The sequence below is a fragment of the Alteromonas sp. KUL150 genome (assembly GCF_009811475.1).
Taxonomy (GTDB): Bacteria; Pseudomonadota; Gammaproteobacteria; order Enterobacterales; family Alteromonadaceae; genus Alteromonas; species Alteromonas gracilis.
The window spans coordinates 51,635-73,283 of record NZ_BLIJ01000076.1 but is presented as its reverse complement, the minus strand read 5'-3'; the positions used below and the strand labels follow the sequence as shown (position 1 = coordinate 73,283).

Annotated in this window: 20 protein-coding genes; 6 read left to right on the top strand and 14 right to left on the bottom strand. The window is 42.6% G+C overall.

The window, feature by feature from the left end; genetic code table 11:
- Window positions 1–410 precede the first annotated feature (410 nt).
- Window positions 411–875, top strand: a complete 465-nt coding sequence (locus GVO62_RS17990) for an RNA recognition motif domain-containing protein (protein ID WP_159120427.1) — start codon at window positions 411–413, stop codon at window positions 873–875.
- A 64-nt stretch (window positions 876–939) separates the two neighbouring features.
- Here GVO62_RS17990 and GVO62_RS17985 read toward each other — a convergent pair whose 3' ends face one another.
- On the bottom strand, window positions 940–2,259 hold the full coding sequence (locus GVO62_RS17985; protein ID WP_159120426.1) for a DUF5610 domain-containing protein: 1,320 nt from the start codon (window positions 2,257–2,259) through the stop codon (window positions 940–942).
- A gap of 164 nt (window positions 2,260–2,423) precedes the next feature.
- Between GVO62_RS17985 and trmA the strand changes: the two genes are divergently transcribed.
- Window positions 2,424–3,521, top strand: a complete 1,098-nt coding sequence (trmA, locus tag GVO62_RS17980; RefSeq protein ID WP_159120425.1) for a tRNA (uridine(54)-C5)-methyltransferase TrmA — start codon at window positions 2,424–2,426, stop codon at window positions 3,519–3,521.
- A 65-nt stretch (window positions 3,522–3,586) separates the two neighbouring features.
- Here the strand turns inward: trmA and fabR are convergent, their stop codons facing one another.
- The gene (fabR, locus tag GVO62_RS17975; protein WP_120963578.1) at window positions 3,587–4,180 is read right to left on the bottom strand and encodes an HTH-type transcriptional repressor FabR; all 594 of its coding nucleotides are present in this window, start codon (window positions 4,178–4,180) and stop codon (window positions 3,587–3,589) included.
- A gap of 339 nt (window positions 4,181–4,519) precedes the next feature.
- Between fabR and GVO62_RS17970 the strand changes: the two genes are divergently transcribed.
- Together GVO62_RS17970 and sthA are read left to right on the top strand one after the other, a co-directional pair.
- Complete coding sequence (locus tag GVO62_RS17970; protein ID WP_159120424.1) at window positions 4,520–5,647, top strand: acyl-CoA desaturase; 1,128 nt, start codon at window positions 4,520–4,522, stop codon at window positions 5,645–5,647.
- A gap of 230 nt (window positions 5,648–5,877) precedes the next feature.
- Window positions 5,878–7,299: a Si-specific NAD(P)(+) transhydrogenase gene (gene sthA, locus GVO62_RS17965; RefSeq protein ID WP_159120423.1), complete on the top strand. Its 1,422-nt coding sequence runs from the start codon at window positions 5,878–5,880 to the stop codon at window positions 7,297–7,299.
- A 54-nt stretch (window positions 7,300–7,353) separates the two neighbouring features.
- On the opposite strand, the gene GVO62_RS17960 is transcribed toward sthA, so the two are convergent.
- Window positions 7,354–7,659 carry a pyridine nucleotide transhydrogenase gene (locus tag GVO62_RS17960; protein WP_105930319.1) on the bottom strand — a complete coding sequence of 102 codons (306 nt, stop codon included), beginning with the start codon at window positions 7,657–7,659 and terminating at the stop codon, window positions 7,354–7,356.
- A gap of 114 nt (window positions 7,660–7,773) precedes the next feature.
- Here GVO62_RS17960 and GVO62_RS17955 point away from each other — a divergent pair, with 114 nt between their 5' ends.
- The gene (locus GVO62_RS17955) at window positions 7,774–8,361 is read left to right on the top strand and encodes a uracil-DNA glycosylase family protein (RefSeq protein WP_159120422.1); all 588 of its coding nucleotides are present in this window, start codon (window positions 7,774–7,776) and stop codon (window positions 8,359–8,361) included.
- Here the strand turns inward: GVO62_RS17955 and GVO62_RS17950 are convergent.
- The gene (locus tag GVO62_RS17950; protein WP_159120421.1) at window positions 8,358–10,583 is read right to left on the bottom strand and encodes a bifunctional diguanylate cyclase/phosphodiesterase; all 2,226 of its coding nucleotides are present in this window, start codon (window positions 10,581–10,583) and stop codon (window positions 8,358–8,360) included. The two genes, GVO62_RS17955 and GVO62_RS17950, sit on opposite strands and share 4 nt — an antisense overlap.
- A 141-nt stretch (window positions 10,584–10,724) precedes the next feature.
- Between GVO62_RS17950 and GVO62_RS17945 the strand changes: the two genes are divergently transcribed.
- Window positions 10,725–11,630: a TIGR03899 family protein gene (locus GVO62_RS17945; RefSeq protein WP_159120420.1), complete on the top strand. Its 906-nt coding sequence runs from the start codon at window positions 10,725–10,727 to the stop codon at window positions 11,628–11,630.
- Here GVO62_RS17945 and GVO62_RS17940 read toward each other — a convergent pair.
- From GVO62_RS17940 to dusA, 10 genes are all read right to left on the bottom strand, one after another.
- Window positions 11,627–12,373 carry a phosphoadenylyl-sulfate reductase gene (locus GVO62_RS17940; protein ID WP_159120419.1) on the bottom strand — a complete coding sequence of 249 codons (747 nt, stop codon included), beginning with the start codon at window positions 12,371–12,373 and terminating at the stop codon, window positions 11,627–11,629. The two genes, GVO62_RS17945 and GVO62_RS17940, sit on opposite strands and share 4 nt — an antisense overlap.
- On the bottom strand, window positions 12,363–14,084 hold the full coding sequence (gene cysI, locus GVO62_RS17935) for an assimilatory sulfite reductase (NADPH) hemoprotein subunit (RefSeq protein ID WP_159120418.1): 1,722 nt from the start codon (window positions 14,082–14,084) through the stop codon (window positions 12,363–12,365). The genes GVO62_RS17940 and cysI overlap by 11 nt, the downstream gene beginning before the upstream one ends.
- Window positions 14,084–15,907, bottom strand: coding sequence for an assimilatory sulfite reductase (NADPH) flavoprotein subunit (locus GVO62_RS17930; RefSeq protein ID WP_159120417.1), 1,824 nt, complete (start codon window positions 15,905–15,907; stop codon window positions 14,084–14,086). Before GVO62_RS17930 ends, cysI begins: the two co-directional genes overlap by 1 nt.
- A 199-nt stretch (window positions 15,908–16,106) precedes the next feature.
- Window positions 16,107–16,862, bottom strand: coding sequence for a TIGR04219 family outer membrane beta-barrel protein (locus GVO62_RS17925; RefSeq protein ID WP_159120416.1), 756 nt, complete (start codon window positions 16,860–16,862; stop codon window positions 16,107–16,109).
- A gap of 3 nt (window positions 16,863–16,865) precedes the next feature.
- A complete protein-coding gene (locus GVO62_RS17920; protein ID WP_159120415.1) occupies window positions 16,866–17,858 on the bottom strand; it encodes a DUF2333 family protein in 993 nt (330 codons plus the stop codon).
- 155 nt (window positions 17,859–18,013) lie between these two features.
- Window positions 18,014–18,376 (bottom strand): hypothetical protein, encoded by a 363-nt coding sequence (locus GVO62_RS17915; RefSeq protein WP_159120414.1) that lies wholly within the window; start codon window positions 18,374–18,376, stop codon window positions 18,014–18,016.
- Entirely contained in the window at window positions 18,376–18,576 is a 201-nt protein-coding gene (locus GVO62_RS17910; protein ID WP_159120413.1) for a PspC domain-containing protein, read from the bottom strand. The genes GVO62_RS17915 and GVO62_RS17910 overlap by 1 nt, the downstream gene beginning before the upstream one ends.
- 63 nt (window positions 18,577–18,639) lie before the next feature.
- On the bottom strand, window positions 18,640–19,308 hold the full coding sequence (gene pspA / locus GVO62_RS17905) for a phage shock protein PspA (RefSeq protein WP_159120412.1): 669 nt from the start codon (window positions 19,306–19,308) through the stop codon (window positions 18,640–18,642).
- Between the two features lie 327 nt (window positions 19,309–19,635).
- The gene (locus GVO62_RS17900; protein WP_105930330.1) at window positions 19,636–19,923 is read right to left on the bottom strand and encodes a hypothetical protein; all 288 of its coding nucleotides are present in this window, start codon (window positions 19,921–19,923) and stop codon (window positions 19,636–19,638) included.
- Window positions 19,924–20,115: 192 nt separating this feature from the next.
- Entirely contained in the window at window positions 20,116–21,138 is a 1,023-nt protein-coding gene (gene dusA, locus GVO62_RS17895) for a tRNA dihydrouridine(20/20a) synthase DusA (protein WP_373996030.1), read from the bottom strand.
- Window positions 21,139–21,649 lie beyond the last annotated feature (511 nt).

Genomic DNA, 21,649 nt, shown 5'->3' with positions numbered 1-21,649 from the left:
CGTAGCAGCGTCACTGCTATTCACTAGAAGCCGTTGCCTCTTAGTGACTCACCCTGTTCGAGTGAGGTGCGCATTTTACATCGTTTGTTTTCGATGTCAACCATGTTTTTAAACTTTTTATTTGCTTGAAAACTTGGTTTCGCACTTGTTGCCAAGTTGGCTTTCTTTTTCTCGAAGCCCCCTCAGAACGTGGAGCGCATTATAGATACCTGTTGAGAAAGATCAACACTTGAATTGGATTTTTTTGCTTTTTAAGCCATTTTTAGTGTTAAACGCTCATTTCTGCATCATTCCTATCAGCTCAATGCATCTTTCGACTAGTTTTTTCACATTTTATTGTTCTAATTGTTACAAATGAGTAAACTGTATACAGCCTCCAACACCATAATAAACAATAGAAAGGTAGGTATATGAAAGTAGGCTTTATTCAATGCGCTGTTATTAGCGCTATTTTTGCAATTGCAGGTTACTTGTTATTTTCTTCTGCTAGTTTGAACGTTCATGTTCCGCTAACCGTGTCAGCAGCTCTGTTGATTAGCGGTATCGTTACTCCATGGCTAGCGTCTCTTATTCAAAGTCCATCTTCCTCAGATGCCAGAGCACATTCTAGTGAAGGATCGATAGAAACCTTGTATGTAGGCAATTTGCCTTATCGTGCAAATGAAAACGCCGTGAAGGAGTACTTCAGCAGTTTTATTGAAGTACAGTCAGTTCGACTCATGAAGGATCGTAAAACCGGAAAACGAAAAGGCTACGGCTTTATCGAGGTGGTGACTGACGATCTTAATAGCGTTATCGATAAGACAAACGATTCGATCTTTCAAGAACGCACGTTAAAAGTGCGCCCAGCGAAAGACAAAGTCGATCACGAATAATCTACATCACCACATAAAAAAGCCCGGTAAGCATCAGCACCGGGCTTTTTCATTTTAGGGGGATTTAAGACTCGTTAGTTTCAGCAGATTGAGGCAGCCCGTCTAGTAAGGTCTGATTAAAAGATCGAAATCTATTAATAGCAGAAATTAAGTCTGGTACCTGCACATCTTTCATTTCGTTTATCAATCCAGCAATTAACGCATTGTAGTCTTCGCTACTTGCTAGCTTATTCTCTGCATTGGCAAACGTATCCATCATCTTTTCTAAATACTGAGCTACTGGACTTACTACGTTTCCGTATTTAGCGTTATCGTTATTATCTTCGCTATAATGCTGGATGTTCTCGTATGTTTTCAATACTTCAGTTTGTGTTGTTCTGTTTAGTTGTAGTGCGTAACCCACTAATTCCTTATCGTCAAAGCCTAAGCTTAACGCTTCCTCAAATGCCTTATCGATATCGCCACTGTAGAAGGTGTCAGCTAGGTCTTGAACTTGCCCAACCAAATCAGCTATCGAGTCCAATTCATCTTCATCAAGCTCTCCTTTCAATGAGAAGCTAATACCACTTCGTTCATAGTACTGATACGAAGTTTGCTGAGTATAAGACGCCGAGAAGTTAGTTTCACTTTGCTCACCATTTTCTGTGCTAGGCTGCCCTTCAGATGTCTGAGCCTCAAAGTTTAGCTGCTGAGATGCCTGAAACGAACGCAAACTCTCGAAGCTAAAACTTACTTCATCGCCATCTTTAGTTCTGATCGTCAAACTACCACTTTTCTCATCAGATGCAGCAACGGCATTTAACCACGAAAGTGTGACAGCATTTGCTTGTTCGCGACCAAAAATATCGGTCTCTAGATCATCTATACCCGTGTCGATGAGATCGCGACTTTTTGTCATTCCTTGCTCGATCTCTTCATTCATAAAACCGGCTAAATCTTTTTCAGCCATGGCAAAGCCTCGGCTTACGCCTTCTCTTGCTTGGCTAAATAAACTATTTAACTTCTCATCACTTGCACCACCATCGGCAGCTCCGCGAATAACACCGCCTACGAACTTAAGTACATTTTTTGCAACTTTTTCGAAGTCGAACAAACTATTCGACTTCTCTTCTAGATTCTTTTCTTTGACATCCTTTGGCTTCTGCCCGTCTATTTCCAAAGATTGGCTTAAACTCGTACTGACGATTCTCATGCCAATGCTAGTTTGACTACTAGACATGGATACCGACGCCGCTTGCTGTTTAGAAAATTCGGCCGCCTGTTGCAAACCATCCTGTTGCAATTGCTTCTTTAACGCTTCATTTGGGTTAACAGAAGCCTTCTGATCAGCTTTCTGATCGACCTTTTGCTCGTTCATGAAAGCCTTGATTTGACCCACGTTCATAATTTGATCCTCACTATCCTCTTTCATATTATCGGCAAAGAATCGATATTGTTTAATTTTAATACAGATTTTTTTCAGCTAAGGGCTCAGATTCATGCTGGGTGTATTGCAGTTATTTTATAAGGGTCTACAATTCGCGCCCTTAACTGTGAATGGAGAATTTTATGACCGCGACCGAACAACAACGCTATGAAGCTCAATTAGACGAAAAAGTAGATCGTCTCACCGCGTTGCTTTCTCCATTTAATGCGCCTGAACTTTCTGTGTTCCCGTCTCAACCAACGCACTACCGTATGCGCGCCGAGTTTAGAGTTTGGCATGAGGGAAATGACTTATTTCACATAATGTTCAATCAAGAAACGAAAGAGAAGTACCGCGTAGATAGCTTCCCCCCTGCGTGTAAAGCAATAAACGATGCCATGGCACTATTGCTTGAGGAAGTTAGACCAAACGAATCACTAAGAAAGAAGCTTTTTCAAATAGATTATCTTTCTGCGCTATCTGGTGAGGTTGTTATCAGCCTTCTTTATCATCGTCAGTTAGATGAAAAATGGGAAGAGGCTGCAAGAAAGTTAAAAGCGACGCTCGAAGCCCATTTTCCGAAAGTAAACATCATTGGTCGTGCTAGAAAGCAAAAGCTTATTATCAACAACGATTTTGTTATTGAACGTTTACCCGTAAACGGTAAAGAGTTTATTTTCAAGCACATCGAAAATAGCTTCACTCAGCCCAATGCCGAAGTAAACTGCAAAATGATTGAATGGGCATTGGATTGTGTAAAGCCGCTTTCTGGAGACCTGCTTGAAATGTATTGTGGTGCGGGTAACTTCTCACTGCCGCTTGCGCTTCATTTTGATAATGTCGTGGGAACCGAAATTGCCAAACCTTCTGTTCAAGCTGCTCAGTTTAATATTGAACAAAATCAGCTTAGCAACGTGAAGATAGTCAGATTAGCCGCCGAAGAATTTACTCAGGCTATGAAGGGCGAGCGCGCGTTTAGTCGTTTAGAAGGTATAGACTTAAGCACATATAACTTCACTACGGTTTTAGTGGATCCGCCTAGGGCAGGCTTAGATAAAGATTCATTGAGAATGATACAGGACTACGACAATATTATTTATATTTCGTGTAATCCTGAAACCTTGGCGCAAAACCTTGAATTGCTGAGCGAAACACATGAAATTGCAGAATCAGCGCTTTTCGATCAGTTCCCGTTCACTCATCACATAGAGGCAGGGGTTCTACTTACACGCAAAAGCTGATTTGAGTGAGATACAAAGGCTGGCACTGGGGCCAATTACATACAAATTTTAATAATATTCCTAGGCTAGCCTTTCTGCGTAGCGCCCACTTGAACAAAACGAAGCTGGGCTTTCACTCTCTCACCAATTTCTCGGCGAAGTTTATCGTCAGCTTCTAATGCCTCCGCTCCAGCACTAAATACCAGTCTTACCATAGCATCAGCTTGAAGCTGCGCGCATGCGTACTCCACGCCCTGCTGTTCAATGATATAGTCGGTCAGTTCATCGATGAAATGCTGTATTTCTCTGAATACCGCTAATCGGTAAGCAGATGATGTCCCCGTGTGTTCTCTAAGAAGAAGTCGAAACACGTTAGTATTAGCAGCGATAAACTCCATGAAGGTTTCAACAGAGGTGTGAATAACGCCGCCCCCTGAAGCAATGCGGCGTCTTGCCTGACGCATAAGCTGACGCAGTGCTAAACCCGCTTCATCTACTAGCGTTAACCCTAGTTCGTCCATATCTTTGAAGTGTCGGTAAAATGAAGTTGGTGCGATACCCGCTTCCCTGGCAACTTCACGTAAGCTGATTGCCGATAAACTGCGGTTTTCGTCTAGCAGTGAAAACGCAGCATGGATAATGTTTTGGCGGGTTTTTAATTTCTGTTCTTGTCGACTCACATTCGCACCACTTGTTGATTAGGTTGTAACGGCATGATGATTTTCAGCGACTTGGAATTAGCGCCGTTGTCATCTCAATAGCCATCAACGCAATCAAATTTCAAACATCAAAGACTAGCTCGTGTAGTTTATCGCAACACAGGCTTGTGGGGGAAGAGAAACAAAATCATCTCTTTTATAAACAAGTATTAAGCAAAAAAATCAATAAATACGCGCGTTCTACGTTAGCTTTACTATAATTAAACTTTACACATGTAAGCAGAACTTATCTGGGTTTTGCTTGCCTGAAGCTCTGTAAAACGATAAATTAGCGAACAGTTGTAAGCCAAGTAGTATAAAATGAAAAAACCTCCTCTTATCCTAACTAATGTGCTGGTATTTATTATATCAGGCGCTATTGCATTTATTGGTGTGCCGCTATGGGTGGCTTACCAGGGTATCGATTGGGCAGAAATCGGTACTGCTATCTTCTTATTTTACTTCACAGGTATGTCTATCACTGCTGGTTATCACCGCTTGTGGTCGCACAAAACCTATGATGCCAATGTTGTTGTGCGAGTCATTCTAGCAATAGGTGGTGCTATGGCGTTGCAAAATAGTATTTTGCATTGGTCATCAGATCACCGTGTGCACCATCGCCATGTTGATGATAACGATAAAGATCCTTACTCAGCGAAAAAAGGGCTTTGGTTCGCCCATATCGGCTGGATGTTACGTGAGTATCAAGCTAAGCGTTACGATGATTACAGCAACTGTAAAGATCTACAAAAAGACAAGGTGGTTATGTGGCAACACAAGTACTACTTGCCTATTGTGCTAGCGGCCAACTTTGGTGTTACAGGGTTGTTAGGTTATCTAAATGGTGATGTTCTTGGCATGATTTTAGTAGCAGGTATGCTTCGTCTCGTGCTTGTGCATCATGTTACGTTTTTCATCAATTCTCTTGCGCATTTTTGGGGTAGTCAGCCTTATACCGATAAGAATACGGCACGTGATAATGGCGTTCTAGCATTCTTTACTTTTGGCGAGGGTTATCACAACTATCACCATATATTTGAGTACGATTACCGTAACGGCATTCGTTGGTATCAGTTTGACCCGACTAAATGGCTGATAAGAGGCCTGTCTTTTGTAGGTCTAACGTCGAACCTTCGCAAGGTGCCAGAAGAGCGTATTGAAAAAGCACTTGCTGCGATGCAGTTGCAAAGAGCGAGTGAAAAAGTATCGCTACTGCCCAACGCTGAAGAGATGATGAACACTATTCAAGAAGAATACGACTTATTGATGCAGCGAATGAGTGATTACTACGCCACTAAAAAACGTGTGATGCGTGTTAAACAGCGCACGTTAAAACGCAGTTTAGAAGGACTAGAACTTGCGTATAAATACAAAGAGTTAAAGCATGCGTTTGCGGTTCAAAAAGAAAAATGGACGCAATTGCAGAGCTTGTCACTTCAAATGGCGTAAACACCTTCTTTATCTTTATTATTTGTAAAAAACCACATAAGTCTATGCTTATGTGGTTTTTTTTGATCTATAGTTGGAATGACACATCAAGTAAGGTCGTTATACTAGAGTTTGTTGTAAGACTTGACTTCATTTTAAGGTTAAATATTCAAACTACATCATTGAATTATCATGGCGGTGATTGCGATTTCAAACGCCACATCATAGAAGTAACAATACGGGAAAGTAACATGGCAACGAAGCAAAAAACAAAGGCTCCATTGTATCACTATGACGCAATAGTTATTGGCACAGGTCCTGGTGGAGAAGGTGTTGCAATGCAGCTTGCTAAAGCAGGAAAGAAAGTTGCTGTAGTAGAACGCTACGAAGCAGTAGGAGGTGGTTGTACCCATTGGGGCACTATTCCATCAAAAGCCCTTCGTCACTCCGTCAGTCGTCTTATTGAATACAATTCATCGCCCCTATTTGCCGACAATCACTTGAGTAAAAGCCTTACTTTTTCAGACATTATGCGTCACGCTAGCGGTGTTGTTAAAAGCCAAACGCGACTTCGTTCTTCTTTTTATGATAGAAACCGCGTTACCCTTTTTCACGGTGAAGCCAGTTTCGTGGATGCTCACACGTTAGAGATCACCCGTAAAGATGGCTCAAAAGATACCGTCACTGCCGGTCAAATTGCTATAGCAACCGGTTCACGCCCTTACTGCCCGAAAGATATCGACTTCAACCATCCACGAATTTATAACTCAGACACCATCTTATCTTTAGATCACGATCCCAAGTCCATCATCATCTATGGTGCTGGGGTAATTGGGTCAGAATATGCCAGTATATTTAGAGGTTTAGGGGTAAAAGTTGATCTCGTTAACATGCGCGATCGATTGCTTTCATTTCTCGACGACGAAATATCTGACGCGCTAAGCTATCATTTATGGAATAACGGCGTGCTTATTCGTCACAACGAAACCTATTCATCAGTTGAGGCCACCGATGACTCGGTGATTTTAAACCTAGAGTCAGGCAAGCGTATGCGGGCAGATTGCTTATTATTTGCTAATGGTCGCACGGGTAATACCGATACGCTTAAACTCGAAAATATTGGCCTAAAAGCCGATGGCAGAGGCCAGCTGCGAGTAAATGAGAATTATCAAACTGACGTAGAAAATATCTTTGCCGTAGGTGATGTAATTGGTTATCCCAGCTTAGCATCCGCAGCTTATAACCAAGGGCGCTTTGCAGCCGAGGCGATGCTAGGTATAAAAACTCACTCTGCGCTGGTAGAAGATATACCGTCTGGTATTTACACCATTCCAGAAATTAGCTCGGTAGGTAAAACAGAGCAAGAACTTACTGCTGCTAAAGTCCCTTACGAGGTAGGAAGAGCCCAATTTAAACATTTGGCCAGAGCCCAAATTGCGTCAACCCAAACAGGTAGCCTGAAGATATTATTTCATCGAGAGACGAAAGAGATTTTAGGAATTCACTGTTTTGGCGAACGTGCGTCTGAAATTGTTCACATCGGGCAAGCTATTATGCAGCAAAAAGGCGAAGGCAATACAATTGATTACTTCGTTAATACCACCTTTAACTACCCAACAATGGCTGAGGCTTATCGTGTTGCCGCCATAAACGGATTAAATAGGATTTTCTAACGGGCACAAAAAAGCCGGCGAAATTGTCGCCGGCTTATATGCGTTAACTAAAAATTAGTTACGGTTCGCAGCAAGCGCATTAAGCGAGTCTTTGTGAGCTACGATATCGATGTGCATATTTTCTTGATCGAACGTCATTGTTGCAATGGCGTAGTCACCCTGACTCTCGCTTGCAATGTCGATCAGCTTTGCTTGTGCATCACGGAAACGAATGTTATTGCCAATTTGATCTGACATACATTGGTTATTCATTTCGAATGTTTTTGCATCCATGCAATCGAAAAGCTGGTTATCACCAGATTCCGCATGCGCAATACCAAAGGCTGCTGATAGAGCTAATGTTAGTACTACTTTACGCATGTTTCTTCTCCTGTGTTACAGTCTAATACTGTTATCAATAAAGATACTGTATATACATTCGATAGTCAACTTTAGATCACACTAATATTACAGAAGTATGACAGTGAGAAATATTTGGAGAAAATTTTGAAAGGGCATGATGAGTTGGTAGCAGAGGCACTAAAATGCTCACTCTGTGCTCACGCGCTACCTCATAAACCCAATCCCATTTTTAGTACCGCTCCTTTAACGAAAATTCTCATCATAGGGCAGGCACCTGGTTTAAAAGCACACGAAAGCGGAGTCGCTTTTGATGATGCTAGCGGTGACAGATTACGTAGCTGGCTATCAGTAAGTAAGGCGGTTTTTTATAATCCAAAATGTATTTCAATTTTGCCTATGGGTTTCTGCTTTCCAGGCTATAAGCATGGCGCTGATGCGCCTCCAAGAAAAGAGTGCGCCCCTGCGTGGCATCATAGGTTTATCAACTACTTGCAACCTTCTATTACGATTTATGTGGGCCGTTACGCGCAACAGTTTTATTTACCAAACCATAAAACCCTCACAGACGCAGTGAAAACTACTTTTACTTCGCCCGAGCAGTACTTTGTTCTACCTCATCCGTCAGGCAGAAATAATCGATGGTTAGCCAAGAACACATGGTTTGAAACTAAGAGCCTGCCTATTCTGCAGAATGAAGTTTTTACAGCATTACATAGCTAATCGTGCGATGCTAAAAACGCCAATAGCGCATCAAACGGCATCGGCTTAGCGTATAAATAACCTTGAGCTTCGTCACACCCAAGCTTGATCATGTAGCTAGCCTGCTCTCTTTTTTCCACACCTTCCGCTATCGTTAATAAACCCAATTTATTACCTAACGTAACAATGGTTTCTGCAAGTACCGCACTGGCACCAGGCTCAATATCCTTAACAAATGACCGGTCTACTTTCAGCCTATCGAGAGGAAGCTGTTGAAGATAGCTCATGGAAGAAAAACCTGTTCCAAAATCGTCGATAGCAATTTTAACGCCGAACTCCTTAAGGGAGCGTAGCGCATCAATCACTATTTGAGGCTCATCCATTACAACGCTTTCGGTGATCTCTAGTTCTAAAAGTCTTGGATCAATGTTGGGCTTAGAAAGCGCCTGTTTAACTTTTTCTACGAAAAACCTATCGCGAAACTGGGGTATTGAAATGTTAACTGCAACACGAAGGTGTCCATAACCTTTTTCTCTTAGTTCTAACAGACGATTACACGACTCTTCTAATACCCATTCGCCAATATCAACAATAAGTCCAGAATATTCAGCAAGAGGAACGAAAACTGCGGGAGAGATATATCCCCCCTCACCATCTGGCCATCGAAGCAGACCTTCCATGCCCACTACTTTTTCATTAAGCAAATCAACCTGAGGCTGGAACCATAACTCCAGTTTTTTCGCCGCGAAGTCACTACGCAATCTTCGTATCATATCAAGGCGCCAGGTTGTCTGGTCTTCAATATCTTTGGCGTAGTATTCAAAGTTGTCAGTCAGATTCTTTTTCGCACGATTAAGCGCAATATTTGTGCGCTTTAAAATTTCAAGCCCAATGTTTCGCTTATTATCTAACTTGCAAAAGCCAACCGTCACGTTAACAGGCAAAGTGTGATCGCCAACTTTAAACGAAGATTGGAAAATAGCGTTAATAGCGTCAGGGCACACATATTCGCTAGGCCCAATAAGGCCAAAAACGTCGGCGCCTATTCGGCCTTTCTTGACGATTCCGTCAAATGCTGTTTGGAAACGATCGCTAATTGCACGAAGTAACTCGTTACCTACTTCCTGTCCCAATCCATCATTAATATCGGAGAAGTGATTTACGTCAACAAGTGCAACACTGCAGTTTTCGCCAGCAAACAAATGCGGTTTATCCAACATATTGATAAATTCGTTGCGGTTAGGAAGACGGGTCAACCAGTCGCGGAATGCCGCATTTCTTAATTCGTGGAAAAGATTTACGTTTTCGTATCCAACGGAAATACTGGATAAAAACACCTCCAGCAGGTTTTTATCCAACTCGCTAATTTCTTTGGTTTGCCTAATGTAAACAGCGGCTTCAAAACCCGCACGACTAATGTAAAGCACGGTGCAAGTTCGTTCGAATATGTGGGATTTAATACGTAAACAGCGGCCTATATTTTCCTCTATCTCGATATTTTTAACATCAGAAACAGGATGATTGATAAACCCCGCGTATTCACCTGCTGCACCGAGCACATACACGCCCTCATCGTCTCTATCTAACAATGCACCAGCTCTAGCACACAGTAAGCCTTCGGTATCTAGCCCGATAAGTGAGCTTATCTGAGTAACAACCCCCTCACAAAACTCTTTAACTGAATGCTCTTCAAACAAATTTGCTGAAGAAGTGATTATCTTCTCCAACCCTACCCTACTTTGACTAATCGTTATAATTTGCTGATAAGAGCGAAGGGAAGAAATGATAGTGGTGAGTAATTTTGCGCGCGTCAGCTCTGTTTTCGTTTTATAATCATTGATGTCGTAGAGCTTGATGACCTGCTCTTCGGGGGCGTAGCCTGGCTGGCCTGTACGCAGAATAATTCGCGGTTCGAGTAATTTCATGTCCTCACGAATATATTTAACTACGTCGAACCCTGCGTCATCTGTTTCCATAACGACATCGAGCAAGATAATGGCGATAGTATTGCCGTATTCGTGAAGCAGTTCTTTTGCTTGCTTTGCAGAGTATGCATTAATGAAGTTTAGTCTACGTTCGTTGACAATAAGGTCAGACAACGCAAGGCGCGTTACAGTATGGATTTCTTCATCATCGTCTACGATGAGAATATTCCAGTCTTTTCCTAGTAAAGGCTGCTCTTCCGCTGCACTATCATCATCTAAAAAAATTAACTCGTCGTTTTCGTAATCCATTTCCGACATTACTGCTCATTTCCCCGATACAAACAAAACAAGAATATGCTGAGCACCGCATTTAGAGGACGTTCACATTGATAAAAAATCTATGCAGTGCAATAGTGCTCTTATGGTACACGCAATGTAACATTCAATCATACACGCATTATGAAGATTAGCCCCCAACACTTTCCACCTGAGGTAAAGAAACCACAGGCCGCAGATAGCCCTAAGGTTAAAAATCAGAGTGCTCAAGCTCCCACGGAAAATATATCCGGAACGATGAAAGCAGAGGCTGGCCGCCAACGTATGCTTTCATGGTTTGCTAGAGTGGGTATCAGCCCTGCAATGCAGTCTTCCGATCCTAAGAAGCAAAAACATGCACTGGAACGAAGAAAACATATTTTAGAAACCCAAAAAGCGAGCAATCTTCAAGCTGTTTTAAATATAGCACTAAATGTTTCGATCAACGAACAAACTAGCGATAATCTTGACCCAGACTGGTTTTTCGCATTTAGCTCGATGGCAGAGGAAATTTATAGTCCACCGATGCAAGAATTGTGGGGAAAAATCTTTGCTGTTGAGGTAGCTCGACCTGGCAGTTTTTCTCTAAGAACCCTTCAACTTTTAAAAACACTTACACATCGCGATGCGAAAGTGTTTAATAAAGCGGTAAATATAGCGAGTCGCAGTAATAACGACGCAGTTCCACGCATTTTGGTCGGATATCACAGACGTAAGGGTCTGTTTTCTTTATTTCGGAAACCCGTCCCTGAGCAGATAAATTTATCGACGGTTGGATTGAGCTACCCTGACTTATTATCTTTACAAGAAATGAAACTGATTTACGCCAGTGAAATAGAAAGCGGTGAATATACTGAAGGTCAGGAAGTATCATGGCGATGCAACAATGACTTGATGACGTTAACGTGCAAATCTTCGGGCGTCGCGCTGGTTTATTATAAATTCACGTCAGTGGGCAGCGAACTTTATAAGCTTGTGCCCAAATCGCAAAATGAAGCGTATCTCAATCAACTCAAACTAGTATTAAATGAGGTATTTAACATTAGTTAAATACCATCACCAAATTCATGAAGACCGCACTCTCTTTTCAGCCCAAAGAAACGAGTATCTTGCTCACTCATTCCCTCTTGCAAAGACTGCGTGGTATGCCAATCGCCGATTGATACGTAGCCTTGTTCCCAAAGCGGGTGATAAGACAGTTCATTATCTTTAAGGTAATAATGGAGGTCTTTATTGCTCCAGTCGATAATAGGGTACACTTTAAACTGTTGCCCTACCTTTTGGAGAACAGGAAGTTTACCCCGAGTGTCCGATTGACTTCTACGTAAGCCAGCAAACCACGTGCCCGCGTCAAGATCGTTCAAAGCGCGCTGCATAGGCTCAACTTTGTTCATCTTGTTGTATTTCTCAATACCTTCGATGCCTTGTTCCCAAAGTCTGCCAAAACGCGCTTCCTGCCAAGCGGATGACATATTCGCATTGTAGACGTGCAAGTTTAAGTTGAGCTTTTCAACAAGTTCATCAATGAATTTGTACGTTTCAGGGAAAAGATAGCCAGTATCGGTAAGTACAACCGGGATATCCGGTTGCACTTTAGTAAGCATATGCAGCATAACCGCCGATTGTGCTCCGAAACTCGAAGAAACAATATGGGTGTCTGGCAAATTATCCAACGCCCAAGCAACCCGCTCTTGCGCTGTCATCTGCTCTAGCATTTCATTGATATCAGCCAACTCTTCTTTGCTGATATCAAGCGTAATTGGCTGCTGCTTTTCTGCTGTATTATTCGTCATAGAAATCCCGTGCGGAGTCTACTACTGGTTTTACAACACCAGCGCGAACGACATAATCGCCAAAGGCTTCACCTGCGTCACGCTCTTTAGCCCATTGACCAAACAGCGAATCAAGCTCTGCCATAATTTCTTGTTCGCTAATGTTTTCACGATACATACGCGGAATACGCGTACCTTCTCGGTTACCACCTAAATGAAGGTTATACTTGCCTGGGCCCTTACCGACCAAGCCGACTTCAGACAACATCGCGCGCCCGCAACCATTTGGGCAGCCAGTAACGCGGAAGATAACGCTGTCTTCTTCCAATCCGTGTTTAGCTAATAAACCTTCTAACTCAGTAACGGCATCTGGCAAATAGCGCTCAGCCTCTGCCATCGCTAGCGGGCAGGTTGGCAATGCCACACAAGCCATTGAATCTAGACGCTGATTAGAAATAGACGGGGCGATTAAACCATGTTCGCGAGCTAGCGCTTCAATCCTGTCTTTATCTTGCGGAGCTACACCAGCAATGATTAAGTTCTGGTTTGCTGTTAAGCGGAAGTCACCTTTGTGTAATTTTGCGATTTCCGCGCAACCGGTTTTAAGGGTTTTGCCCGGATAATCCAAGATACGGCCGTTTTCGATAAACACGGTAAGATGGTACTTTCCATCAATACCTTCAACCCATCCGAAACGATCTCCGCGGCCGGTAAATTCGTAAGGACGACTCTCCTGGAACGTCACACCTGCACGCTTTTCAACTTCTGCTTTGAAGTTTTCTACGCCTACGCGCTCAAGCGTATACTTTGTTTTCGCATTTTTACGATTAACCCGGTTACCCCAATCACGCTGTGTTGTGACTACTGCAGCGGCAACGTCAAGCGTATGCTCAAGAGGAATGAAGCCAAAATCAGACGCCTTGCGGGGATATGTGCTCTTATCACCGTGAGTCATGGCAAGACCGCCACCAACAAGCACGTTAAAACCAACTAGCTGACCATTCTCCGCAATTGCAACGAAGTTAAGATCATTCGCGTGAACGTCAACGTCGTTTTGCGGAGGAATAACCACCGTTGTTTTAAACTTACGGGGTAAGTAGTTATCGCCTAAAATGGGCTCAACAGGCTTTTCAGTTGTTTCAACTTTTTCACCATCCAACCAAATTTCGGCATAAGCACGCGTTTTTGGTAGTAAGTGTTCACTTATCTTTTTAGCCCACTCAAAAGCGTGTAGATGTAGCTCTGATTCAACTGGGTTAGAGGTGCACAGCACGTTACGGTTTACATCACCTGCCGTGGCTATAGAGTCAATGCCCGCTTTATTCAGCATTTGGTGCATAGACTTTATTTTAGGCTTCAACACACCGTGGAATTGAAATGTTTGGCGAGTAGTCAGGCGAATGCTGCCGTACATTGTATGGTCGGCTGCAAACTTATCAATCGCTAACCATTGGTCTGGAGTGATAACACCACCAGGCAAACGCGCGCGCAACATTACATTATGCAACGGCTCAAGTTTTTGTTTAGCACGCTCAGCGCGAATATCACGGTCATCTTGCTGATACATACCGTGGAAACGGATCAGCTGAAAATTGTCAGCTGTAAACCCGCCCGTCAGATCATCTTTTAAATCTGTGGTGATAGTTCCACGCAAATTATTACTTTCACGTTTTAAGCGCTCGTTGTCAGCCAGTTTGCCCTCAACGATAAATGGTGATTTTTCGTTACTCATTAATAGACATCCTTCTGATAACGTTTCGCTTTTCTCAACTCTACAACATACGCTTTGGCATCGGCTTCAGATTTACCGCCGTGCTCCTGCACAACACTTATTAAGGCGTTTTCTACATCTTTCGCCATGTGCATTGCATCACCACACACATAAAAATGTGCGCCCTGCTCTAGCCACTCGAAAACTTCTTTACCGTTTTCTAATAAGCGGTGCTGAACATATACTTTTTCTTCTTGGTCGCGAGAGAATGCCAGCGTAATTTTATCTAGCAGGCCTTCCTTAACGTAGCCTTGCCACTCTACTTGATAAAGAAAATCTTGCGTGAAGTGTGGATTCCCGAAGAACAACCAATTTTTGCCTTCAGCACCTTGCACGTCACGCTCTTGCATGAAAGCCCTAAATGGCGCAATGCCGGTACCCGGACCAACCATAATGACTGGAGTATTAGGGTTGGCCGGCAAACGGAAGTTGTCGTTGCTCTCAACGAAGACTTCTACATCACCATTCTCTTCTAAATATTCACATAGGAAGCCTGATGCGCCCCCTTGGTGACGGTGCCCAAACGCTTCATAATCAACGTGAGCTACCGTTAAATGCACTTCTTCTTCCACCTCTGCTTGGCTTGACGCTATAGAATACAAACGTGGTGTTAGTGGACGTAGCGCATCTACAAGCTGCTGTTCAGATAATTTGCCTGGATGGTCGCGCACAATATCAATGATTTGACGTTCAGCCATGTAGGTACGTAGCTGAGCTTTATCTTCCATTAACGTAGCTAAGGTTTCAGAGCCTGTAGCAGCCTGATAAGACTTGATGAAATTTGGATAACTTAGTGTTAATTCAAGCTTAGACGTTAACGCCTCAGTAAGCGACATTTTCGCATCACCCACAGAAACTTCTGCGTTGCCATCTAGTGACAAAATACCAATAAGTTCAGATACCAACAAAGCTGAATTCTTAAACCATACGCCTAGCGCATCTCCAGGCTGATAAGTAATTCCGCTGTCTTCTAAACTTATTTCAATATGTCGAATATCCTTAACGGAGTCACGACCGGTAATTTTCAGTGCGTCGATAAGCGTTGCTTTAAACGGTGCTTTTTTGGTGTAGGTTTGTGCAGCTACACCTTGCACCGCTGCGCCAGTTTGTGCCGCTACCGCTGTTTGCGGTGCTGCACTAAAATCCCCTTTTAGCGACTCAATAAGTTTATTTAGCCACGCTTCTGCTTCAGCCTCATAATCAACGTCGCAATCAAGACGGTCTATAATAGGTTTACCGCCTAGTTTAGCTAAACGCTCATCAAAGTCTTTTCCAGTCTGGCAGAAAAACTCATAACTACTGTCTCCTAGACCCACAACAGCATACTTTGTGTCTGCTAACTTAGGCGCTTTTTTGCCTGCTAAAAACTCGTGAAGCTCAATGGCATCATCGGGAGCATCACCTTCACCGTGCGTGCTTACAAATACCGCAACGTGAGTTTCAGCCTTTAAATTGCGTGGCTTGTAATCTGCCATACTCACGAGTTTGCTATTAAAACCCGCTTCTTCTGCTTTTGCCTGACATTGCGCCGCCAGACCTTTAGCGTTGCCGGTTTGAGAACCGTATAGAATGGTTAGCGTCGGAGCGTCACCTGCAGCTGCCGGTACGCTTTGTAACGCTGGAGCAATCGAACTGCCTTGTGCAGCCGCCATACCAGCAGCATAGCCACTTACCCAAGTTAGTTGATCACGATTTAAGCCCGCAATGGCTTGCGTAATTGCATTCCACTGTTGTTCGTTTAATACCGCGCCTGGCGCTGAGTTCGAATTAGAATCTTGTGACATAGTCTTTTAGCCTTTTTTCAATGCTGCTAAGGCTAACGGCTTTCAACAAGAAGAGAAAAGAATAAAAGAGACTTTTTTATTACTGAAAGTGCTAATGGCTACATGATTTGGTAATAAGTCGGGTTAGCTGCAAGCTGTAGATACAAAAAAGGCGCGATATGCCAACGCAATCACGCCTTTTAAATTCGCTTACTGGCGTTTAGAAATGCAGCTCTAAACCAGCAAACACGCCATCAAACTCCATATCTGCATACACATCGTCAAGGTCTTCAATATCAACCGTTACATTTCTGTAACCCACCTGTAGCGTCATATCAACGGCTAAGCTTTCAATGAAAGAATATTGAATAGCTGCTTGGTAATCACTTAGTTCATGGTCATCGAATGATAAGTAGCTTCCTTCAAAATACGCTGATAACCCCGTGAAAGGCAAACCAAGCTGTACTTTGGAATAGGCCATAGGAACAATACCTGAAAACTCTGCAGAGCCACTGGTATTGCTAGCGGTATCAACAACAAACAATGCCCCATCGATGTACTTGGCGTTCACACCAAGGTCAAAGCTAACTAAATCGTTATCAAATAACTCGTAATATAAAATAAAATCGGTGGCATCAAGCTCGATATCAGTATTAACCACGGCACTTTGTGTAAATAACTGATCATCAAAAGTGAAGTTCGCATCAAGCGTTGTTGTACCAGAATTGTCCAGCGTAGTGTGATTAACCTTTACGTTCGGCAAAAAAGGCACTGGATGCTCGAAGGCAATATATAGCGCTGTATTGGTTTCATCATCAAAATTAAAATCAGCAGTATTGTTGGTGTCAGCAAAACCACCTTGCGTTTCGGTCTGCCATACTTGTGCGCCAACATAAACGCCTGCAATAGTGTCTGCTTGAGATGAAATAGAAAATAATGCGCATCCCAATGCGGCAGCTATAAGACCCTTTTTCATTAATTATCCTTGATTAAGAAGTTCTGAAAGTTCAATTAAAGCAGCGTTTGCGCGTGAAATATAGTTAGCCATAACAAGTGAATGATTTGCTAACATACCGAAACCGCTACCATTTAAAATCATGGGGCTGAAAACAGACTGTTGGGTAGCCTCCAGCTCTCTGATTATCTGCTGAAGACTTACCAATGCATTCTTGTCTTCAAGCACATCATAAAATTCAATTTCTACCGCTTTGAGAAAGTGTAGCAAAGCCCACGTAGCACCGCGCGCTTCATAAAAATTATCATCCAACTTCCACCAGCTGGTTTTCACTACGCGCTGACTGGCAACGGGTGACGACTGCTTAGCATTTGAGTCGCCGGCTAAATCCGTATTCAATCGGGCCGATCCTACGCTGGCGCTTAGTCTTTGTGAATAGCTACCTAGTCGTTTTTCTACTTGCTTTAACCACTCTCGCAAATTATCTGCGCGGGTGTAAAACTGACTGTCAGAATTGCGTGTAACCGCAAGCTCGTCTCTATATTTTATCAGCAGATCTATACCGTCTGAGTAGCTCGATTCAGAAGACGGTAATGCCCAACTTTTATGATCCATGTTGAATTTAGGATGAGCTTTAGTAAGGTAAGGGTTCTCGATAGATTGGGACTGCGAACGGCTAAAGTCTTTGCGCATTGAAAGCGCAAGGTCGCGCACCATTTCCAATGCACCAAACTCCCAGGCTGGCATGTTGTCTAGAAAAATCCCTGGAGGTGTAATGTCGTTAGAAAGATACCCGCCAGGCTTATCGAGTAATGTTTGCGACACGTCAATCATTGTAGACGTTAATGTGTAACCGGCAATGTTCGTGGGATTTTCTACTGAAGAGTTTTGCTCAAGACGCTTTCTAACATCAAACGTATCAGGAGAAAGACTCCAGTACCATCCAATAAGCCAGAACAATAATACAATCACCACAGCGACAATCGCTATCCGTTTTGAGTTAATTGATTGTCTCATATAAACACCAACCTTCCTTTTAAATAACAAATAGCCGACTGCAGTCAGCTATTTGTAATTATTAATACTATGTGAAAAATGCGAAACCTTTATGACGGTACTGTTATATCACCATCTTTTACTACGTTAACACAATTTAAACTTAATTATATTAGTTATAAAGTATGGTGCATGTTTCGCTCATTTTGCTGCTTATACGCTGCAGAGTTTCTGTTTTTCAATGCATATAATGCGATAACGATGAGTATAATTGGCCAAAAAGCACTCACGCCCATAACCAAAAGCGCTAAGAATCCAGCACCCAGTGCAAGTAGAATTGTACCTATTACACTCACAGCAACCACAAAACCTACAATGGCGAGTGCCACACCGATTAATGATAATACCGCTACATTTTCCCAGGGGCTTAGTAGTTCATCCGACATAATTAAGTGCATACCCAACCAGCTATCCACTAAACTACCAAGGCAGTTCATCAGAACGATGGCTATCACCAGCGCAATCAGAAAGTTTTTCATTACACTAATCTCGGCAACAATATAACCGCGGCGACATAGGCCACCAGCGTAATAGGTGTAGCGATGAATAAACCCGCTACCGCCGCTGCTCTTACCCATACTGCATCTATATCAAAATAACGTGCAACACCTGCACATACACCAGAGATAATTCCAGCATCAAGGTCTCTATAAATTCGTTTTTGCGATGGTAATTTCATCATCTTCTCCAAAAATTTTAGCTTTCGATATCAACAATATGGGCAAGCAGAATTCGAGGTCGCTTAAGCGACCTTCTTCTTTTTAAGCTCAGCAAGTTCTTTCTCGATGGCTTCATCTGCTTCCATCGCTTCGAACTCAGCTTGCAGTGATGCAGCTTCCGTTGACTTAGTTAAATCATATGAATCCACTTGTGCTTCTAGATGCTCAATACGTTGCTCGTAGCTTTCAAAACGCATCATCGCATCATCAATTTTGCCTTCGTGATCAGCTTGCTTAACTTTAAGACGGGTTTGCGCTGAGTATTTACGCTGAACTAACGTTTTTTGTTTCGATTTTGCTTCCGCCAACTTACTGTTCAAACGAGCAGTGTCGCCTTGAATCTTTTCGATACTTTCTGCAAGGTGCGCTTCCTGCTCTTCAAGAGATGCAAGTTTAGACACATATTTTTGCTTTTCTATGAGAGCCGCTTTTGCTAATGACTCTTTATCATTGTTCATTGCAATTTGTGCTTTGTGCTGCCAACCTTCCACTTCTTTGTTTGCTGACGCGATTTGACGTGCTAGCGTTTTCTGCTGAGCTATAAAGCGCGCCGCGTCAGTGCGAACTTCAACTAGGGTTTCTTCCATTTCTTGAATAATCAAACGAATGATTTTTTCAGGATCTTCAGCTTTATCTAACATCGCGTTGATGTTTGCTTGAACAATATCGTTAATGCGTGAAAACATACCCATGATTATTTCTCCGTTAAAAATAGTGTGTTGGTTTCCAGCGCTCTTTCCTACAAACTCGCTGCTGGTTACCGCCGACTGAGTTCTTATCAACACCTTAACTATTACAATCGTTGTGCCATTTATTTAACCAACTGTTTTTTAATGATTTTTTCAAAATTACCTAACAAATTCGTTTTTATTATATTTAGCTGAATACAATTTATTAGCGAATTTAACCAACGTATTTGCAAATTAGACCACTTTAGAAACACACCTTCTAAAGCGAATTTTTCGTTAATACAGGCACAAAAAAAGCGCCTATTGGCGCTTTTCAAAACTTATATACTTTTAATCTGCATCTTTCTCAGAAACGTCTTCATCAGACGGTGTACTAGCCACCAGATCAGTCACGCTGACCTTTGCATTCGAACGCGCCTCTGTAGGGCTTAGTTCAAAATGATAGGCTGCATTTGCCACTGCTTGATATACATCAGCTTTAATTTCATAAGTCGTGGTAGCTACCACATTTGAAACCATATTAGTGACAAACGATTGAAGCACTGACTCCTCTGCATTTGCTACGCTACTTGTCATGCTTGCTGTCAAAATGGTTGCTGCAATAAGTGAAGTTTTCATATTGTCCCTCTAAATCTAGTCAGTGCAACAACACGCTGTTGTTGCGATATCTAGAGGATTGCGAGAGCTGTGCCAACTCCCCAAGCCAACAATAAACCAATGATATATATAGACTTAATTGAAAATCACGAGCCAAAGCGGATTTGAATGGGACTGAACAAATATTAAACTTTAGTCAAACAGACTACTTTGTTAGTCTTTTTGACTATTGTATTCATTCACTTCCCTTTGCGCATTTTCTACGGCGTCTAATGCATTGAGAAGTAAGTTAGGGTCAGGATTTTTACCCGTACCATTCTGGCTTAAGTATCTACGCCAGATACGTCCACCTGCTTGGCCCTGATAAAGCCCTAGAATGTGACGCGCAGCATGCCAAGGTTTAAAATACGGGTCTTCTTGGCGTTCAATATACTGCTGCATTTGAAGTACTATCTCACGACGAGACAAATTCTGTGCACTGCTATCATCGAATATGTCTTTATCAACGGACGACATTATATAAGGGTTGCCGTAAACCTCACGCCCCACCATCACACCATCGACAAATTCTAGCTGTTGCTGGGTTTCTGCAAGCGTTTTGATACCACCATTGATACTGATAGATAATTCAGGACGCGCTTGTTTCAATCTGTGAACCCGCGGGTAGTTCAACGGCGGGATTTCGCGATTTTCTTTTGGGCTTAGGCCTTGCAGCCACGCCTTTCTCGCATGAACAATAAATGTATCGCAGCCAGCATCAGCAACAATATCAATAAAGCGGGCAAAATCTTCATCTTCATCCATATCATCAATACCGATGCGGCATTTTACCGTAACGGGAATATCCACCGCTGCCTGCATAGCTTTAACGCAGCTTGCGACTACCTCTGGCTGGGCCATTAAACAAGCACCAAAGCTTCCGTTTTTTACCCTATCACTTGGACAACCTACGTTGATATTGACTTCATCGTAACCGCGCTCTTGTGATAACTCAGCACACTTAGCCATATCAGAAGGATCACTTCCGCCAAGCTGCACGGCGATTGGATGCTCTTCTTTGTTGTACCCTAAATAATCACCTTTACCATAAATGATCGCACCTGTTGTTACCATTTCTGTGTAAAGCAGCGTATGTTTAGACATCAAACGCAGGAAATAGCGGCAGTGGCGGTCTGTCCAATCCAGCATTGGAGCGACTGAGAATTTGCGGTTGAAAGAGATGTCAGACATAGACATTAAAACCTTGATTAATATGTAAAAAAGTAAATCTCATCGCATTTTTACCGATTTCAAAATTAGTGACATTTCCGTGGTATTCCGTCGATTTTTCCCTTTCAGGAACACAATAGGAATACAAAAATATGGCGTTTTACTCAATCAACAAGCGGCTTCGCGGAGAACGAACCGTATATTCTACTTCTGTAAAACAGAAAAACAAAGGCAAGATAGTTTTCTCCAAGTCTAAAACATTCACTTCACGCTCATCGGCACTGAAGTGGGCACGCGGACTGATAACGCAACTAGAGGCAGATGAGACAAGTTTAGTCGCAGGTTATAAAGAAGTGTCTTTTGGTGAGTTGATTGTCGAGTATGAGAATTACAAAGCCAAATCGAATCGACCCCTCTTTCTCCTTTTACAAAATGTTAGACGTAGATACCTCCTTGTTCATTAAACGCTAACGTTCACTAAAAGTGAACACTTAAAAATAATGAACAACAATTGCAATATTGTTCATTTTTTCGTACC